General features: G+C 42.8%; 18 protein-coding genes. 11 read left to right on the plus strand and 7 right to left on the minus strand.

The genetic code is table 11. From position 1 onward, the window contains the following. Nucleotides 1-122: 122 nt before the first annotated feature. Nucleotides 123-1,370: a sensor histidine kinase gene (locus tag IQ19_RS09080; protein WP_144542111.1), complete on the minus strand. Its 1,248-nt coding sequence runs from the start codon at nt 1,368-1,370 to the stop codon at nt 123-125. Between the two features lie 264 nt (nt 1,371-1,634). Between IQ19_RS09080 and IQ19_RS09085 the strand changes: the two genes are divergently transcribed. The 4 genes from IQ19_RS09085 (at nt 1,635) to IQ19_RS09100 (ending at nt 5,989) form a co-directional block, all read left to right on the plus strand. Next, nucleotides 1,635-1,835, plus strand: a complete 201-nt coding sequence (locus tag IQ19_RS09085; protein WP_144542112.1) for a hypothetical protein — start codon at nt 1,635-1,637, stop codon at nt 1,833-1,835. A 186-nt stretch (nt 1,836-2,021) separates the two neighbouring features. Beyond that, entirely contained in the window at nt 2,022-4,127 is a 2,106-nt protein-coding gene (locus IQ19_RS09090) for a catalase (RefSeq protein WP_144542113.1), read from the plus strand. 475 nt (nt 4,128-4,602) lie between these two features. Then, complete coding sequence (locus IQ19_RS09095; protein ID WP_144542114.1) at nt 4,603-5,466, plus strand: AraC family transcriptional regulator; 864 nt, start codon at nt 4,603-4,605, stop codon at nt 5,464-5,466. A 112-nt stretch (nt 5,467-5,578) separates the two neighbouring features. Then, the gene (locus tag IQ19_RS09100; protein ID WP_144542115.1) at nt 5,579-5,989 is read left to right on the plus strand and encodes a VOC family protein; all 411 of its coding nucleotides are present in this window, start codon (nt 5,579-5,581) and stop codon (nt 5,987-5,989) included. A gap of 47 nt (nt 5,990-6,036) precedes the next feature. On the opposite strand, the gene IQ19_RS09105 is transcribed toward IQ19_RS09100, so the two are convergent. Beyond that, nucleotides 6,037-7,551 carry a glycine betaine uptake BCCT transporter gene (locus tag IQ19_RS09105; protein WP_144542116.1) on the minus strand — a complete coding sequence of 505 codons (1,515 nt, stop codon included), beginning with the start codon at nt 7,549-7,551 and terminating at the stop codon, nt 6,037-6,039. A 153-nt stretch (nt 7,552-7,704) separates the two neighbouring features. Between IQ19_RS09105 and IQ19_RS09110 the strand changes: the two genes are divergently transcribed. The 4 genes from IQ19_RS09110 to IQ19_RS09125 all read left to right on the plus strand — a co-directional run bounded on the left by IQ19_RS09110 (nt 7,705) and on the right by IQ19_RS09125 (nt 11,178). Next, entirely contained in the window at nt 7,705-8,166 is a 462-nt protein-coding gene (locus IQ19_RS09110; protein WP_144542117.1) for a DinB family protein, read from the plus strand. 17 nt (nt 8,167-8,183) lie between these two features. Further along, the gene (locus IQ19_RS09115) at nt 8,184-9,002 is read left to right on the plus strand and encodes a GNAT family N-acetyltransferase (protein WP_144542118.1); all 819 of its coding nucleotides are present in this window, start codon (nt 8,184-8,186) and stop codon (nt 9,000-9,002) included. Between the two features lie 164 nt (nt 9,003-9,166). Further along, the gene (locus IQ19_RS09120) at nt 9,167-9,712 is read left to right on the plus strand and encodes a cupredoxin domain-containing protein (RefSeq protein WP_144542119.1); all 546 of its coding nucleotides are present in this window, start codon (nt 9,167-9,169) and stop codon (nt 9,710-9,712) included. Continuing rightward, nucleotides 9,712-11,178: a cbb3-type cytochrome c oxidase subunit I gene (locus IQ19_RS09125; RefSeq protein WP_144542120.1), complete on the plus strand. Its 1,467-nt coding sequence runs from the start codon at nt 9,712-9,714 to the stop codon at nt 11,176-11,178. The genes IQ19_RS09120 and IQ19_RS09125 overlap by 1 nt, the downstream gene beginning before the upstream one ends. A gap of 90 nt (nt 11,179-11,268) precedes the next feature. Here the strand turns inward: IQ19_RS09125 and IQ19_RS09130 are convergent, their stop codons facing one another. After that, nucleotides 11,269-12,225 carry a calcium/sodium antiporter gene (locus IQ19_RS09130; protein ID WP_144542121.1) on the minus strand — a complete coding sequence of 319 codons (957 nt, stop codon included), beginning with the start codon at nt 12,223-12,225 and terminating at the stop codon, nt 11,269-11,271. Between the two features lie 70 nt (nt 12,226-12,295). Beyond that, complete coding sequence (locus tag IQ19_RS09135; RefSeq protein WP_144542122.1) at nt 12,296-12,553, minus strand: hypothetical protein; 258 nt, start codon at nt 12,551-12,553, stop codon at nt 12,296-12,298. A 288-nt stretch (nt 12,554-12,841) separates the two neighbouring features. Here IQ19_RS09135 and IQ19_RS09140 point away from each other — a divergent pair, with 288 nt between their 5' ends. Together IQ19_RS09140 and IQ19_RS09145 are read left to right on the plus strand one after the other, a co-directional pair. Beyond that, nucleotides 12,842-13,066 carry a hypothetical protein gene (locus IQ19_RS09140; protein WP_144542123.1) on the plus strand — a complete coding sequence of 75 codons (225 nt, stop codon included), beginning with the start codon at nt 12,842-12,844 and terminating at the stop codon, nt 13,064-13,066. A 71-nt stretch (nt 13,067-13,137) separates the two neighbouring features. Continuing rightward, nucleotides 13,138-13,746, plus strand: coding sequence for an exonuclease domain-containing protein (locus IQ19_RS09145; RefSeq protein WP_144542124.1), 609 nt, complete (start codon nt 13,138-13,140; stop codon nt 13,744-13,746). Between the two features lie 95 nt (nt 13,747-13,841). On the opposite strand, the gene IQ19_RS09150 is transcribed toward IQ19_RS09145, so the two are convergent. From IQ19_RS09150 to IQ19_RS09160, 3 genes are all read right to left on the minus strand, one after another. Beyond that, a complete protein-coding gene (locus IQ19_RS09150; RefSeq protein WP_144542125.1) occupies nt 13,842-15,095 on the minus strand; it encodes an ATP-binding protein in 1,254 nt (417 codons plus the stop codon). A 64-nt stretch (nt 15,096-15,159) separates the two neighbouring features. Further along, nucleotides 15,160-15,357 carry a YwbE family protein gene (locus IQ19_RS09155; protein ID WP_144542126.1) on the minus strand — a complete coding sequence of 66 codons (198 nt, stop codon included), beginning with the start codon at nt 15,355-15,357 and terminating at the stop codon, nt 15,160-15,162. After that, a complete protein-coding gene (locus IQ19_RS09160; RefSeq protein WP_144542127.1) occupies nt 15,357-15,545 on the minus strand; it encodes a hypothetical protein in 189 nt (62 codons plus the stop codon). Before IQ19_RS09160 ends, IQ19_RS09155 begins: the two co-directional genes overlap by 1 nt. A 214-nt stretch (nt 15,546-15,759) precedes the next feature. On the opposite strand from IQ19_RS09160, the gene IQ19_RS09165 reads away from it, so the two are divergent. Beyond that, nucleotides 15,760-17,595, plus strand: a complete 1,836-nt coding sequence (locus IQ19_RS09165; RefSeq protein ID WP_242020946.1) for a M6 family metalloprotease domain-containing protein — start codon at nt 15,760-15,762, stop codon at nt 17,593-17,595. Nucleotides 17,596-17,780: the final 185 nt, after the last annotated feature.

The following is a 17,780-nucleotide window of genomic DNA, read 5'->3' on the forward strand; positions in this document are numbered from 1 at the left end:
CTTGCCGAAAAGGCACTCGGATCACGGAGGCCAGCTTATTGAAGAATTTTCATTGGAGAAAAGCGAGTAAACAATAAACAGCAGGGTTTTCGCTGCTGTTTTTGTTTACCATCATTCTTTTTTTAATCCGGCTTATGAGCGGGAAAAGAAAACCGGAAAACAGTTCCTATCCCTATTTCACTTTTCACCTGGACACTGCCTTCCATTGCTCTGACAATGCTGAAGACTACCATCATACCAAGCCCGGTTCCTTTTGACCCCTTTGTTGAATAATAGGGTTCACCAAGGCGCTGCAGCTGTTCGGGCGTCATTCCGACACCTGTGTCCTTTATTTCTATTGTAATGTGGGTACTGCTATATTGCGTTTCTATGTATAATTGTCCGCCGCGCGGCATCGCTTCGATAGCATTTTTTATTACGTTTAAGAAGCATTGGTGAAATTTCTGGCGATCCCCTTCAATGGAACCCAGAAGCGCGAAATTCGAATTAATCTCTACTGAATTCTGATTGGCGGTGGGTTTTAATATATTAATAACTTGGATAAGCTCTTTCTTAACATTTATTTCTTCTATCTTATCTAAAGCGGGCTTGGAAAAGGTCAAATAGTTCTGGATGACCTGCTCGGCCGATTCAAGCTCTGCCTTAACAATCGTAAGGTATTCCAAACGTTTGCGGGGCGGCAGTTTTTGTTCCTGAAGTAATTGTACAAATCCAATAGCCGCAGTTAAAGGATTCCTGATTTCATGTGAGATTGCTGCGCCCATTTGCTCCACAGCCTCAAGTTTTTCCGTTCGGACCAAATTTTCACGGATATCCAAATTTCTCTTGGCAAACTCAATTACATATGAAATCATGCCAACACCCAATGGAGGGATCACCAGATAGGCAAACCAGGCGTCAAACCGGTTTGCAGGCGGTATGTAAATTTCCATTATTATGACGGTAAGGACGCTTATAATCATGGCCATGGTAACCGCTACCCGAATCCGTTTCTTTGGAACCTGCTTCCAAAACCATGGATAGAGTTTCCAAAGGATGATTCCCAGAGGCAAATATAAAAAGATATTAGAATAAAAGCCAGGTTCTATTCCGTAGAAACCTCTCATGATCATAATAGATAAGGCCAGTGCCGGCCCGACCCCCACATATAATCCGCCAATAATTACGATAATCATTCTTAAATCAAAGAAATAATGAGGACTTGGCTGATAAGAAAACTGAAAACAAATCCACATCATAAACAATAACCAAAAAAGGGAGCAGCCTTTTGAAAAACGGAATTTAGAGCTTTTTTCCGCCCATACTAGTACAAAAAATAAGATGATAATTAAGAGCGATAAATTAAAGAAAAAATGCTTCGTAATTTCCACCGTTTCACCTGCCTGCCATAAGACGTTATACGAAAATTCTATATTGTTTTACTATTATTGACAATAACTGATTTGCAAATTTAGCACATTTTCATGAAAAATGTCAGAAAATATCAATAGTATGGTCATGTTATGCTTGCAGAATCATTTTTCATGGGAAAAAGATGAAAATTATTCCATACAGATGTTATCCCAATAGATAAAGGAAAGAATTCTTCACTATCCATTGGGGAGGTCCGGAAATGGTTATTTCGAGCGGTATGTATGACTGCAGCAAATACCGTGGAAAGTGCAATGACTCCATTAGGCTTTATTGCACTTGGTTTTTTGCTTGAAAAAATGACTGTCTGGATTTTGACTGGGCTTTGCGGAATCCGTATTCTCTTTCCTATCCGAAAAAGAACCCTCATCCAGCTATTCCGCGAAGCTGACCAGCCAGCGGGCAAGGTGACTGCGCCAGTCTGAACCCTCCGAGAAAGCAGTCTTCCGCAGACTGCTTTTTACTATGAGCCTTCCTAACTGGTCAAAAAGTAATTTTTTTCATGACACCCGTTTAACCGGTAAGTCCTGGGGTACTTCATAAGTGGGCACATAGTAAACATTGGTAAACGGGAGCAGCTGCTCCTTTTAAATAAAGGGAGGAATGAACACTTGAAACAAGATCCGCAAAACAAAGGTGTCAATGAGCACAGTAAGGACAAGCAGCTGGATGAGTTTCGTTTGGACAATTCCGGCAAGAAGCTTACAACGAATCAGGGAGTGAAGGTTTCAGAGGATGAGCATTCTTTAAAAGCAGGTTCCCGCGGCCCAACCTTGATGGAGGATTTTCACTTTCGGGAAAAAATGACGCACTTTGATCATGAGCGCATTCCGGAGCGAGTTGTTCATGCTCGAGGATTTGGTGCCCATGGTTATTTCCAAGTGTACGAATCAATGGAAGAGTATACAAGAGCGAAGTTTCTGCAGGATCCATCGGTGAAGACGCCAGTTTTTGTAAGGTTTTCAACTGTTGCCGGCTCTCGCGGTTCAGCCGATTCTGTCCGTGATGCCCGCGGCTTTGCAACGAAGTTTTACACGGAAGAAGGCAACTATGACCTTGTCGGCAATAATATCCCGGTCTTTTTCATACAGGATGCCATAAAGTTCCCTGATTTGGTTCACTCCTTCAAGCCAGAGCCGCATAATGAAATGCCACAGGCTTCAACGGCTCATGACACGTTTTGGGATTTCGCTGCCAACAATACCGAAAGTGCCCATATGATTATGTGGACCATGTCAGACCGCGCGATTCCACGCAGCTTCCGCATGATGGAAGGGTTTGGTGTCCATACTTTCCGTTTTGTGAATGAGCAGGGCAAATCCCGTTTTGTAAAATTCCATTGGAAGCCAGTTCTTGGTACCCATTCTCTTGTCTTTGATGAAGCGCAAAAACTTGCCGGAAAGGATCCGGACTTTCATCGACGCGATCTCTGGGAAGCCATTGAAATGGGCGATTATCCGGAGTTTGAACTGGGTGTCCAGATGATTGATGAAGAAGATGAATTCTCATTTGACTTCGATATCCTCGATCCGACAAAGCTATGGCCGGAAGAAATGGTACCTGTTAAGATTATTGGAAAAATGACGCTGAATCGAAACCAGGATAATGTGTTTGCCGAGACGGAGCAAGCAGCTTTCCATCCAGGCCATGTCGTGCCGGGCATTGATTTTTCGAATGACCCGCTGCTGCAAGGGCGCTTATTTTCATATACGGATACCCAGCTGATCCGCCTTGGAGGGCCAAACTTCCATGAGCTGCCGATCAACCGTCCGGTATGTCCGTTCCATAATAATCAGTATGATGGCTATAATCGGATGACGATCAATACTGGCCCTGTTGCCTATCATAAGAACTCGCTGCAGAATAATGATCCAAGCCCTGCTACTGAAGAAGAAGGCGGCTATGTCCATTTTCAGGAAAAGGTTGAAGGACGCAAGGTGCGCCAGCGCAGTGACAGCTTCAAGGACCATTACAGCCAGGCAAAAATGTTCTGGAACAGTATGTCCGAAGTGGAAAAACAGCATATGATTGAGGCATTCCGCTTTGAAGTTGGCAAGGTGCAAAACAAAGATGTCCAGCAGCAGGTTGTCGATATGTTCAGCAATGTAGATGCTTTCCTTGCTGAGCAAATTGCCCTTGGGGTTGGTGCAAAAGTGCCGGATGCTGCTAACGAATCCCAAGTGACGCTATCGTCTCCTGCATTAAGCCAAATGAATACAGCTAAATCCCCTAAGACCAGAAAAATCGCCATTCTCGCTGACAATGGCTTTAACTATGCTGAAGTCAACAAAGTGATGGAAGCTTTGAAGGCAGCAGGCATTACGCCTGAAATTGTCAGCAAAAACCTTGGCATGATCAAAGGAGACGGCGGAGAATTGGAAGTAAAGAAAACGTTCCTTACCAGCCATTCAGTTATGTATGACGCAGTCTATGTACCAGGCGGGAAAGAGAGTATAGAGGCACTAAAAAAGGTGCCGCAAGCTAAGGAATTTGTCAGCGAAGCGTTCAAGCATTTTAAAACCATCGCGGTTGGCGGAGAAGGAGCGGAACTGCTGCCTGCAGATGCAATGAAATCATTGGGAGAAGAAGGCGCTCAATCGAAAACTTTCTCTAAAATGGGAATCGTGGCAAGCAGAAGTGAGGATGACAGCAGCTCCTTCAGCGAAAACCTAATCAACACCATTGCCCAGCACCGCCACTGGGAACGAGTAATATAAAAATTTGAACTAAAGCCAGTTGAACTCTTGTACAAGAGCTGCTGGCTTTTTTTGCGCTTTATTTAATGGGAAAAAGGCATTGCCAAATTAGGGGACGAGAACCCTTGATAGAATAGGAAGTGACCGATATATTGAAAAAGTGACCTATAAAAAATAATATACTGACCGCTGCAAGGATCTGAAACTCGATTAATAGTTGTTGGCCGGTAAATCATGCAGTTCGGCCGGTATTTACCTATAATTGGCCGGTAAATATACAATTTTGGCCGGTATTTTACCAAAAGTGGCCGGTAAATAGCTATAGAGCTGCTGTACAAGCTCAAAATATTAATTTTTTACGGGTAATCTGTCAACTTCAGCAGGTATTTTCCACAAAAATAAGAATTTCTAAGCATAAACCTGCCACAACAAAGCACAAAATGACAGGAAGCCAATTCACGAAATCGTTAGGATGTAATCAAGGGAGTGATCAAGAATGTCTTGGATTGAATCGCTGCAAAAGGCCATTGATTATATTGAGGAGCATTTGCTGGATGAGGACCTCTCCATCCAGAGGGCTGCCGAAGAAGCGAATTCTTCTGCTTTTCATTTTCAGCGCACCTTTGCCATTCTCACGGATATGCCGGTTGGAGAATATATCAGAGGCAGAAGATTGACTATCGTTGCGCAGGAGCTGACTCATACCGGGTGCAAAATCATTGATCTTGCCTACAAATACGGATATGACACTCCCGAAGCTTTTACGAAAGCTTTCCGCAGGCAGCATGGCATAACGCCGACAGAAGCAAGGAATTTTTCCGGAAAGCTCAAATCATATAACCGCCTGGTGATTCAGGTGAGTCTGAAAGGAGCAGAACCAATGCAATATTCAATCGTGGAAAAAGAAGCTTTTAAAGTAGCGGGAGTCAAAAGGGAGTTTTCTTTATGCAATAAAGAGAATCTGGCCGGCATTCCTAAAATGTGGGATGAAGTGAACAGTGACGGAACCGGTGACAGGCTGTTCCAGCTGAACAATGGCGAAGTTAAAGGAGTTCTCGGCGTCTGTGTGGATAAACGAAGCACAAAGCCTGACAGCATGGACTATTGGATTGCATCCAGTTATAAAGGCGATAAGCCTGATGGACTTGAAACCCTGGAAATCCCTGCAGCGAAGTGGGCTGTATTTGAAGTGCATGGAGCCATGCCGAATTCCATTCAGAATGCCTGGAAAAAAATCTTCTCGGAATGGTTTCCATCCAGCGGCTATGAACATGCTGCGGCACCTGAACTGGAAGTTTATTCTGCTGGAAATCCGTTTAGTCCAGACTACTATTCAGAGATTTGGATTCCGGTAAAATAGTGCCTGTTTTTAAAAGATTGCTGGATAAGCAATCTTTTTCTATACATCCAAAAAAATGATATGTTAAAATATGAACATATGTTCGATTCTGATTCAGAAGGAGCTGCTCAGGATGAAAAATCAAGCAACACCTTATTTAATGTTTGAAGGAAATGCAAAGGACGCTTTGGAATTTTACCGGGAAGTTTTTCAATGGGAGGTAACGGAACTCCAAACATATGGGGAAGCGGATTTTCCTACTCCGCCTAATGCTGACGATTTTATTATTCATGCAAAGCTGGAGAAAGATAACCTTCTCATTATGGTCTCAGATGCATTCCCTGGCCAGGGTGTGACAGTTGGGAATCATATCTCTTTAGTGCTTGAGTTTGAAAGTGAAGAAGAAATCCAATCCATTTATAATGCGATTACCAATAAAGGCACAGTATTAATGGAGCTTCAGGATACCTTTTGGGGTGCGAAATACGCGAAAGTGAAAGATCCGTTTGGTGTTATTTGGGATCTTAACTACACAACAAAATAAATACATACAAAAAACCTGCAGAAACAATTCCTGCAGGTTTTTACGTACTAAACTTTTCTTTTTGGAATCTTGCCAATCCCCAATTCCCGTGCTTCTTTTTGCAGTGCCTTGATCAGGCTGAAGGTCATTAAAGCCATGATGACGGAAAAAGGAAGAGCAGCTGCAATCATCGTATTTTGCAATGCCTGCAGTCCGCCTGAGTATAGGAGTACGAGTGAAATAGCGGAAAGCATGATTCCCCAGATGAACTTTATTCTATTCCCTGGATGATGTGAGCCATTAGTTGTCATCATTCCCAGTACATAAGTGCCCGAATCGGCAGATGTAATGAAAAAGGTACATATCAAGATGATCGCAATAATGGAAAGGAGCGTTCCTAATGGGAAATTGGCGAATACGCCAAACAGCGCTTCCTCAGTAGCCAGCTCAGAAATCTTCGCCACCCCATTGTGCTCCTGCATGATCGCTGAACCGCCAAAAGTGGCAAACCATAAAAATCCGATCAGGGACGGCACAAGCAATACCCCAAAGACAAACTCCCGGATGCTTCTTCCTTTTGAAACGCGTGCGATAAAGATGCCGACAAATGGCGCCCAGGCAATCCACCACGCCCAGTAAAAAATCGTCCAGCCGTTAATCCATGCCCTTACATCATCATTTAACGGGGCAATCCGGAAACTCATGCTCGGCAGATTTTGCAGATATGTACCAAGTGTATTTGTAAATAAATTCAAAATGAATAATGTCGGTCCGAGAAAAAATGTCAGTAAGAATAAGAGAACCGCCAAAAGCATATTCAAATTACTGAGAATTTTAATGCCTTTGCCCAACCCTGTCCAAGCTGAAATCATAAATAAGACGGTTACAATCAGGACAATGATAACCTGGACCGGAAAACTGACCGGAATGCCGAAAAGGTAGGAGAGCCCACCGTTTATTTGCATGGCCCCAAATCCCAGAGTAGTGGCAACACCCACTACAGTGGCGACAACAGCGATGACATCAACAACTTTTCCCACGGTGCCCTGTGTGCGATCTCCCAAAATCGGTTTAAGTGTAGCGCTAATTAAGCCTGGCTCGCCATGGCGGAAGTTAAAATAGGCTAGTACAAGCGCCACAATGCCGTAAATGGCCCAGGCGTGAACTCCCCAGTGGAAATACGTGTACCGCATTGCATCCCGGATTGCCTGGTCGGTACCTACTTCTCTGCCGGTAGGCGAGCCCACAGCATAATGGTAAATGGGTTCAGCCGCGCCCCAGAAAACGAGTCCGATTCCCATCCCTGCACTGAAAAGCATGGCGAACCAGGTAGGGCGGGAAAATTCAGGCTTATCATCCTGTTTGCCAAGCTTGATTTTTCCTAATGGGCTTATCAAAAAATATAAGCACACGATCACGATAAAAGACACAAGCAGCAGATAATACCATCCGAAACTGTTGGTAATAAAGGTTTGTACATTGGATGTTACACGCTCCAGTGCCTCCGGAACAAAAACGCCAAATAAGACAAGCAATAATAAAATTCCCACTGATATGTAAAAAACAACTAAGTTTTTCTTCACATTGAATCCCCTTTCTGCATAGACCGCTTCTTTTAGCATTGAATACATTTGATGGATTTATGCGAATGAAAAAGAAAATTAATCTTTTAGAAGGAAATTTTCCAAAACTGCAGAACTTTCCTAAAAGACGACCAGGCAAGGAGGTTAAAGAGATTGTTAACATTATTCCGCTATAACTGGCAAGTGCGCGACGAGTGGTTTGAATGGTGCAGCCAGCTTTCCATTGAAGAGCTAAATGCAGAACGAACAGGGGGGATACGCAGCATTTTAAGAACACTTTTTCACATTGTGGATGTAGAATATAGCTGGATTTGTGCAGTACAAGGAAAACAAGTAAAAGACCCGCTATTTTCAGATTATCAGACTTTGCAAAAAACAAAGGCGCTGTCTGATGAATACCGCGATGAATTGGAGAAATTTTTTCAGGAGGAATGGCCAGTACTTGATAATAAAAAGGTCACTCCCTGGTGGATGGAAGGTGAATTTTATAAAGAAGAAGTATTGCATCATGTTCTTGTCCATGAAATCCATCATATCGGCCAGCTGTCTGTCTGGGCAAGGGAGCTGAATCTTGAACCGGTATCAGCCAATCTGTTAGGCCGGGAACTATACTGATTAAGGGGAATGGAAGAATGATTAGAAGGCTTACTGAACATGACCATGAAACTTGCTTCAGCTTTTTGAAGCAGCAGCCGGCCGAGAACCTGTTTATTATTGGGGATATTGAGGCATACGGCTATGAAAAGGATTTTCAAAAGGTTTGGGGAGAATTTAATGAAAAAGGAGATCTCAAGGCTGTATTATTAAAATATGAGGAAAATTACATACCATTTTCCACAGGAGACTTTGATGCCAAGGGCTTTGCGAACATTATGCTGGATGATGACAATTTTGGAATGATGTCCGGGCTGAAGGGTGTTACCGGCAAAATCGAGCCATTTGTCAGCGGCCTTTTGAAAAGAAAACGGGAAACATACTATGCAAAGTGCACAAAATTAAATGCTATTGCAGATGATGTTGATACGTCTGCCGTTATCCAGGCCGGCCCCGAAGATGCCGAAAACCTGGTAGAGCTACTGAACAGCATTCCGGAATTCAGCGATTCAACGATTAGGGTTGAGAGGAAGAGGCGCGGCCTGAAGGATGGCTCATCCCGTTCCTATTTTATTAATGAAGGTGGAAAGATGGTCAGTACTTCTTCGACAACCGCTGAAAATTCACTTTCAGCAATGGTTGTCGGTGTAGCTACACTAGAAAGCTACAAGAAAAAAGGCTATGCCACACAATGCATGGTCAAACTTTGCAGGCAGCTTCTCGAGGATAACAAGGAGTTATGCCTCTTTTACGATAACCCTGAAGCCGGTGCTATTTATAAGCGGATCGGCTTTGAAGATATCGGATGCTGGATGATGTATACGTTTGAAAAGATGGAAGCTAAAGTGATGTCCTGAGATTAGGGTATCTTTTTTTCATATGCAAATACTTCAAAAAGTTTGTTAAATAGGACATAAATCACCGAATTTTATATGGAAATACCATAAAATTGGTTACGAAACTGAACAGGGGATTGGGGATGCCTTGTTTCACTATCAAACATTTTATGGGAGGGGTATGGATGTACCAACAGATTGCCATGTATGCGACTGTTTTTTTTGTGTTTCTGCTGGCGCTGGCTTTTGCCTTTGTCTACGGTGAATCAAAGCGCAGTGCGGATTATGGTCCCATACAGAAAAAGGGGTATAAAATCAGGAAGTTCTACTTTCTCGGCCTTATTGCGATTATGGGCTTTGCCAGTGTTATGACGCTTGGAAGATTGCCATATGACCGACATCAGGCGGAAGCGACCGGGCTAAATGAAATAAAAACCGTAGAGGTTACTGGAATCCAATACGCCTGGGAGATGAGCGAGGATCAATTCCAGGTAGGCGACCAAGTTCAATTTAAAGTGACGGCAGACGATGTTACTCATGGATTTGGCTTGTATAATGAAAAAATGGAGCTTGTCGCCCAAACGCAGGCTATGCCGGAGTATACAAATACCGTCTATTATACCTTTGAAGAACCTGGGACTTATCAAATACTCTGTCTTGAATATTGTTCAACTGGCCATCATGTAATGGTGAAAGAGATTGTTGTTGAACCGGAAGGGGGAAGCCTTTGATGAATGAGAGCATCCACCCTTTGGCTAAGAAAACGATTGTATGGTATTTGGCCGCAGCATCACTGGTTTTAATCCTGATGATGGTTTTTGGTGTCATCATGCTTATGAATCAGGGGAATATGATCAGCATAACCCCCCAGTGGTTTTATAAAATAATGACTGCACACGGAACAGGGATGGTTGGGATTTCTGCATTGGGCGGTACAGCTATATTGTGGTATTTCCTGTCCAGATACGTCAAACTGAATCCTGCCATTCTGATATTAAACTTTGCTCTTTTCTTCATTGGGGTTGCCATGGTTCTGATTGCTATATTCGTCTTTCATTTTTCAGATGGCTGGACGTTTTTATATCCGCTTCCTTCCCAATCGGCCAAACTTTATGGGGCAGCAGGGGCGTTATTCTTCTTATCAGGCATGCTGATCCTGGGCATTGGCTTTTTAATTCTCTATATGTATTTGGCTGCAAGGCTGACAAAGGTTTATGGAGGACTTGGCAAGGCGCTCGGATGGGATATCATCTTCAGAGGGAAAGAAGGCAATGGACCGCCCGCAGCCGTAGTGGCAACAGCCATGGTCATCATCACCAACTCGACGGCTCTTCTGGCAGGGGCAACGGTGCTCGTCGCCTCACTTCTGAATATTATAAACCCGGCAATTACAATGGACCCGATGCTTGCAAAGCACTTAACTTACGCATTTGGCCATATCTTCGCCAACTGCACGATATATATGGCTGTTATTGCCGTTTATGAAGTCCTCTCTGAATATACAAGACGGCCATGGAAATCGAATAAGATCTTTTTGATTGCCTGGAACTGCTCCACTCTTTTTACCTTAATGATTTATACCCATCATCTGTTGATGGACTTTGCGGTACCCAAATGGATGCTCATCATCGGGCAAGTCTTTTCCTATGCCAACGGCCTGCCCGTTATGGTCGTTACCGCCTATGGAGCATTGATGATTGTCTATCGATCGCGAATGAAATGGGATTTTGCCTCAAGCCTGTTCTTTCTTTCGATGTTTGGCTGGGTGGCAGGAGCAATCCCCGCGATCATCGATGCGACCATTGTTGTCAATCATGTGATGCATAATACAAAATGGGTTCCCGGCCATTTTCATACGTATATGGGAATGGGCTTGATCGCGATGATCATCGGTTTTATGTATTACTTTAATAAAACCGAAGGCAATCAAAAGCATACGAGCATCGATACGTTTAGCATCGCTCTATACTTTTCCTTTTTTGCAGGTCTCGTCGGTTCATTTTTGTATGCAGGTGGAATCGGTGCGCCGAGGAGATGGGCCGAGCACTTGCCGCAATGGGTATTATCTGACCAGGTGGGGGCTGTCAGTGGAATTTTTATTGTGCTGGCTGCGATTATCTTCACCGCAAGGTTTTTCGCTGGCTTAAGAAGTGTCAGATCCAAGGTTCATTATAATAAAAAATCGGCGGCTAGCTGATTAAAGGCGTCTGCCGGGGAAACAGCAGTATTTTTTGGAGACATCTGCACTATAAAATAGAGCCGGACCTGTGGAGGCCCGGCTCTAACTTTAGTTTCGCATAATAATATAAATCAAGTAAATGATATAAGCTGCTGCAAGGAAGCTGCCTTCATATTTTCCTACTGCATAGTGGGTTCTAGAGAAAGCCAGCAGCACAATTGTCAGCAGAATCATGATCGTTATATCCACTACAATTTTCGGATCAACGCCCAGCGGAGTAATCGTTGCTGCCGCACCAAGTACAAAGAGAATATTAAATATATTGCTTCCAACAATGTTCCCGAGTGCAATCTCACTTTGCTTTTTAATCGCTGCTGTAATGGAGGTGACCAATTCGGGAAGGGAGGTACCCACTGCCACAATCGTCAAGCCAACGAGTGTTTCGCTCATTCCCAACGAAACTGCAATCTCGGTGCTGCTTCTGACCACCAAATCTCCGCCAAAAATGATCGCTGCCAGGCCGGCCAGCGTAATCAGAATTTGCTTCGTCCATATGGAGCCACTCGTTTTTACTTCCTCATCTGGCGTATTGGTTCTGCTTTTTCTCGCCACTTCAAACAAATAATACATGAATACGGTAAAAATCAAGAGCAGAATCAGCCCATCACCGCGCGTCACAATGTCTTTGCTAACATCCTCCAATACTCTGTCACTGATAAAAATCATCAAAGCTGTGCTCGCCAGCAAGGTAAAAGGAATCTCTTTTCGGATCGTCTCGCTTTCCACCTGCAGAGGATTGATTATCGCTGTAATCCCAACCACGAGCGTAATATTAAAAATATTGCTCCCAATTACATTGCCAAGTGCCACGTCCGCATTGCCATTCAGCGCCGCCAAAATACTGACCGTCGCTTCCGGCGAACTCGTACCAAACGCCACAATGGTCAAACCAATCAAAAGCGGAGAAATCTTCAAGAAACCGGCAATTTTCGAAGCTCCCTCTACAAAGAAGTTCGCCCCTGCAATCAGGAGGGCAAATCCTATGATTAAAAGAATGTATGTCAAGGTTTTAAGGCACCTCCATTTTTTACTATGATTATCCTATTATGGATGGATTTTCACTGTCATTCAAGTTTTAGCTTTTTTGATAATGTTTCATTCTGAATAATGGCCGCCATGGTTTTGACGGCGGACAGTCATCTTTTATTTGGTTGGTTTCCTTGCTCAACTCCTCAAACCACTCCCAATTCTCCCCGCCATCCTTGCTATTCACAAACTCCTGGCGGAAGGAAAGTCCTGATATCAGACAATAAGCCTTTTTGAAGCATAATGCCCATCCGAGTATTAGGAACAGAACGATCACAATGATCTGTGTAATCACAAGCCCCATCATGGAAAAAACCTCCTAACATGCTATTACTATCCTTACGAATGAAACAGCGCGGTTTAGATCCATTTTTTGATATAATAATAAGGTATTATATTTTTGTCTTAGCCGAATAAGGCATAAAAATAAGAAACTGCAGGGAAAGTGGTTCATCAAAGCGAAAAGTTGCACGCGAAATCCAGAAGATTGAACCCAAAACTCGAAAAGTTGAACACAAATTTCCGAAAGTAATTCATATATTCCAGAAAAGTGACTCAATAAGGTTCTATATCCTATAAAAGGAGGTTTGACACATTGAAAAATAAAAATATTCTATTTTACATCTTGCTAGCGTTACTGCTTACTACTGTCATCAGCATTGTGCTGGGCTATCATACTTTCGGTTTTACAGTTGGCTTTATATTTGCCTTTCTTTCTCTAGCGACAGGCTATTTTTATTCCATGAAAAACCGGGAATATATGCACCAAAATTATCATGCCGATTATGTTGACCGCTTAAAAAATAATAAAAAAATATAACAGAAATATCCTGCTGGCATTCAGCACTTCTCTATTATATGCTTAATAAAAACAAATAGAGGAGGCTGGCCATGAGAAACCAGGAAAAAATGGGATTGCTGCTGGATGTGGAGACGACGGGACTTGGGCCGAATTCCGATGAAATCATAGAATTGGCTTTGAAGCTTTTTTCTTATCGTGCTGATACAGGAGAGATCCTTGATATCAAGGACAAGGACTCTTTTTTAAGAGAACCAATCAGCAAATCTGCGAAAAACAATTACAGCCGCGCTTTCAGAGTTCATGGGATTCCCTATGAAGCCGTCAGCGGGAAAAGCTTTGATGATATTAAAATAAAAAAATACTTCTATCATGCAGATGCCGCATTTGCGCATAATGCTTCCTTTGACAGAAGCTTTTTGTACCGGATGTATCCCGAAGATGTTAATGAATTAAAGTGGTATTGCACGATGAGAAGCGTCCCGTGGAAGGACTACGGTTTTACAAACAGTAAGCTGCTGACTCTTCTTCAGTCCCACCAGATTGCGGACAGTCAAACGCACCGGGCGATGGATGATATTACATACCTGCTGGAACTGCTGAAAAAAACAAATCCAAACGGGCATCTGTATATGCGTGATGTCCTTACCAAAGGTCCAATGAGAAAATATCAGCCTGCAGCACAGGACAGGCTAGGATAAAATATTCAATCAAACGTTTGATTGAATTGCTCTCCATGCTTGATATATATATACAACAAAAAGAGTGCAGCTCATTCGAGCTGGCACTCTTTTCACTATTCGCTCTTTAATAAGGGCAGCACGATTTTAACCGTTGTTCCTTTGCCGACTGTGCTTTCATATTCAATAGAACCTTCCATTTCGCGGATAATTTTATTCGTAACCATGCTTCCAAGGCCAGTGCCTTTCGTTTTTGTTGTATAAAAAGGCAGTCCGATTTGCTGCAATTGTTCGGATGTCATCCCCCGTCCATTGTCCTCAATATTTACTTCAACCGTGTTTTGATAATAGTCTGCATGGGTGAGGATTTTTACAATTCCCTGTTCTGGAATCGATTCAATTGCATTTTTAACGACATTCATGATTGCTTGTTTCAAATAGTGCTCATCCCCTTGCACATAAAAAGGACCGGTGTCCTCATAATCAATCACTACATTGGAGTAAGAAGCAAGCGGCCTCATAAGAAGAACACAATCCTGAATAACCTCATGCAAGGGTAGATGAGAAAGCTGAAATTGTTCAGGTTTAGAGACTTTGAGATAATTCGTAATAATGCTGTTTGTCCGATCCAGCTCCTCTAAAATAAGCGGCGAGTACTTTTTTAAGTTTTCATCAGAAGTATCCTGACTCAGAAATTGGATGAAACCCCTGACAGTTGATAAGGGATTTCGGATTTCATGTGCCATGGAAGCTGCAAGCTGGCCAACCATAGTAAGCTTATCAACATACATCATCTCATTGACTTGCTTATTAATCCTGAACAGATTTTCGATGACAAAAATCAGCGCGATAAATGTAATATAAAACGCCATGAAATAAACCAAGTAAAAGAAAGTATCCAAAAAAATAACCGCAGAAGCGAGGATGGAAATATAAATAAAGAAATATAAGAGTGCAATCATAGTCCCTGAGAGGACCTTGTGTTTAGAATCCAGGAAGATCCTTCTTAAGGCAAAGGTAACAACAAAGGCTAATACAGAAACCAAAATACCGATTTGGATAAACTGCCCGCCAACCAAATAGCGGGTAATGACAACACTCGCAAGCACGATCGATCCAGGCAGCCAGCCTGCATATAGAGTGACAATCATGATGGCGACCATTCTTAAATCAAAGTGGGTTTCACCCAAAGTTTCAATCGGATATAACATGCACAAAAGGGCTCCAAATGAGCCGAGAAGTCCATAAATTAATTTTTGTTTCAATGTAAGAGGGGTTTTTGTTTGAAAAGGAAAAAATAAATTCCCGTTAAACGTAAAAGAAAATAGTATCGTTATATTAACCAGTAAAGGTTTGATCAGTGTAACCAAGGCTTCCCTCCAAGTAAAAAGATCTAGATGCCAAGGGATTCATCTTTCCAAAAGAAGATTGTCCTTAATCGCGTAAAATTTCCTTCACCCGGCCGACCTGTCCGTCCTCTAGCCTCACCTTGATTCCATGAGGGTGGGTAGGCGATTTCGTTAAAATATCTTTTACTATTCCTTCAGTCAGAGTTCCCGTTCGCTGATCCTTTTTTAATACAATCTTTACTTTGTTTCCAGGGGTAATGTTTGCCCGATTTTGTCCATTCATTACACACCCGTCCGTTTCCGCTGATTATTCGTTTTTTTCGTTTGCTGGCTCTTCAGTGTTTTAGCCGATTTCACAGGGCTATTATTAAATTTGCCCCCAGATTGGTTTTGCTTTTTGCTCTCAAGCTGCTGCTTCATCGCTTCTTTAAGGCTAATCTTTTTTCTTTCGTTTTCGTCTATATGAGTCATGTTAAAATCTCCTTTATTTACATATCCCTCTATTATAAATCAATAACCCGATAAAAGAAATTTTCCTTTGGAAATGATTTTTTCACCTGTAACTTTTCTGAAAAATAAGTCTTTCGGACCACGGAGTATTCTACTAAACCATCCTATATTCCTATTTTGAAAATACTGAATCTTTTGTACTATTTAGAGTATAGAAATAAATAGTAATAGGGGAGTGAGTCACTTGTTAAAAGTTCTATCAACATCAGCGTTATCCCTGGCTTTAGCTGGAAGTGCCGTTTTTGCTGGAGTGGGACCGGCAGATACACAAGCTAAGCAGGAAAGTAAATATCAGATCAGCCTAGCAGACCATGTCGGAGTTACACCAGAGCTTGGCGAAAAAGCTAAGGAATTGGGTATCGATTTATCGAAGGTGGACCCAGCCGAGAAAGCAGCACAGAATGGTGCTAAGTTCCAGGAGCCTGGCGATAATCATGTGGCATATAAAAAGGCGACTGGAGATGTACCCGTTCTTGTTCTCTTAGCTAAGTATAAGGATGGAGACGAGCCAGTTGGCGATATGCCTGGGCAAGTACCAGCCCATTACTATGAAGATCTAATTTTTGGAACAGAATATAATCCTTATGAGTTAGAGCAATTCAAGAAGTACGATGGTCCAGATGTTCCAAAAGACCGCACGATGCAAAATGCTTATAAAGAATCCAGTTATGGAAAAGTAAACTTGGTCCGTAAGGAAAATACAGAATTTGTCTGGGTAGAGATGCCTAAAGGTGCTTCATACTACTTAGATCAAGAAGGCAAGTATGCTGAAAACGGCAAATATGTACTTGGAAATGTTAATGGTGACGCGCATACAGGTGAATTCATCCGCGACTTGCTGAAAGCGGCAGACGAACAAGTTGACTTCTCCCAGTATGCTGAAAATGGAGAAGTTCCAAACATATTCGTTATTCATGAAGGAACAGGGGCAGAATTCAGCCGTGACCCTGCTCAATTCTGGTCTCACAAGTGGAGCCTCCTCAGTGCTTTATATTATGGTAAATACTATGAAACTGGCAAACCAGCAGATGTACATGCAGGTATGACACAAGGCGCCTGGATTAATAAAACAGTAGCAGAAGAAATGACTTATGATGGAGTTATCGTTAACAACTACAACATCCAGCCGGGTATCGGCGGTAACGTTGCAGGTTTTGATGCGGCTACTAATTCTTACGATGAATCTAAAAAGACAGGTCCATTCCCAGCCCAAACAGGGGTTTATGCCCATGAATTTGGACATGCTTTAGGATTACCTGATTTCTACGATACTGTTTATACATCTGAAGGTGTTGGTAACTATTCTATGATGGCGGGCGGTTCCTGGATGCGCTATCCGGACGCTGCCGTTTACGGCGGAAACTCTCCGACACACTTTGACCCATTCTCTAAGATTTTCTTGGGCTGGGTAAATCCAATTGAAGTGAAGCCTGCAGATAAGCCAAAAACTATTACTTTGCCTCCTATCAACGAAGCAAATGCTGATAACGGCATCGTAAAAATGGAAGTACCAGGCTCAAACGGAACTGAATACTTCTTATTCGAAAACGTTCAGCAGAAAGGCTTTAACCAGGGCTTAATCCGCCAAGGTGCAGATTCTCATGGCTTAGTAGCATGGCATGTGGATGAAAACATCATCAATCTTTACCAAACTGCCGGATTCCGTCCAAACAATGTGGAAAACTGGATGAACAAGCGTTTCCAGTACAACCAGTCTCAAACAGCAAGTGATGGCACTGAAGTAACACACTACGGATTATCAGTTCTTCAGGCAGACGGTCTATATGAACTTGAGAAAAACTTGAACCGCGGTAACGCAGGCGACTTCTTCAAAACAGGAAGCAAGATTACTCCGGTATCCGGAAACGTTCACTCTGGATCTTACTACTTCTGGAAAGGCTTCAGCGATGTACCAGCTGACTCCGGAATTCATGTAACAGACATTAAGGAAAACAAAGACGGCTCAATCACAGCTAAATTCTTCTACAACTTCAACAGCAGCCAAAAATAATAATGAACAGAAAGCCCGAGCGGAGAAATCCTGCTCGGGTTTTTTTATAAAAGGCTGTTTTCGCAAATTTTGTTGCTTTTTAAAAAGTAGTGAGGAGTGGTTGATTTCCGCTCCAGGATGCTCAGCGAACGCGGGACGGGCGGTGAGCATCCTCGGCGCGCAGAGCCTGGGGTCTCACCTGTCCC

Origin of the sequence: Cytobacillus oceanisediminis (genome assembly GCF_007830235.1) — a bacterium.
Lineage (GTDB): Bacteria > Bacillota > Bacilli > Bacillales > Cytobacillaceae > Cytobacillus > Cytobacillus oceanisediminis.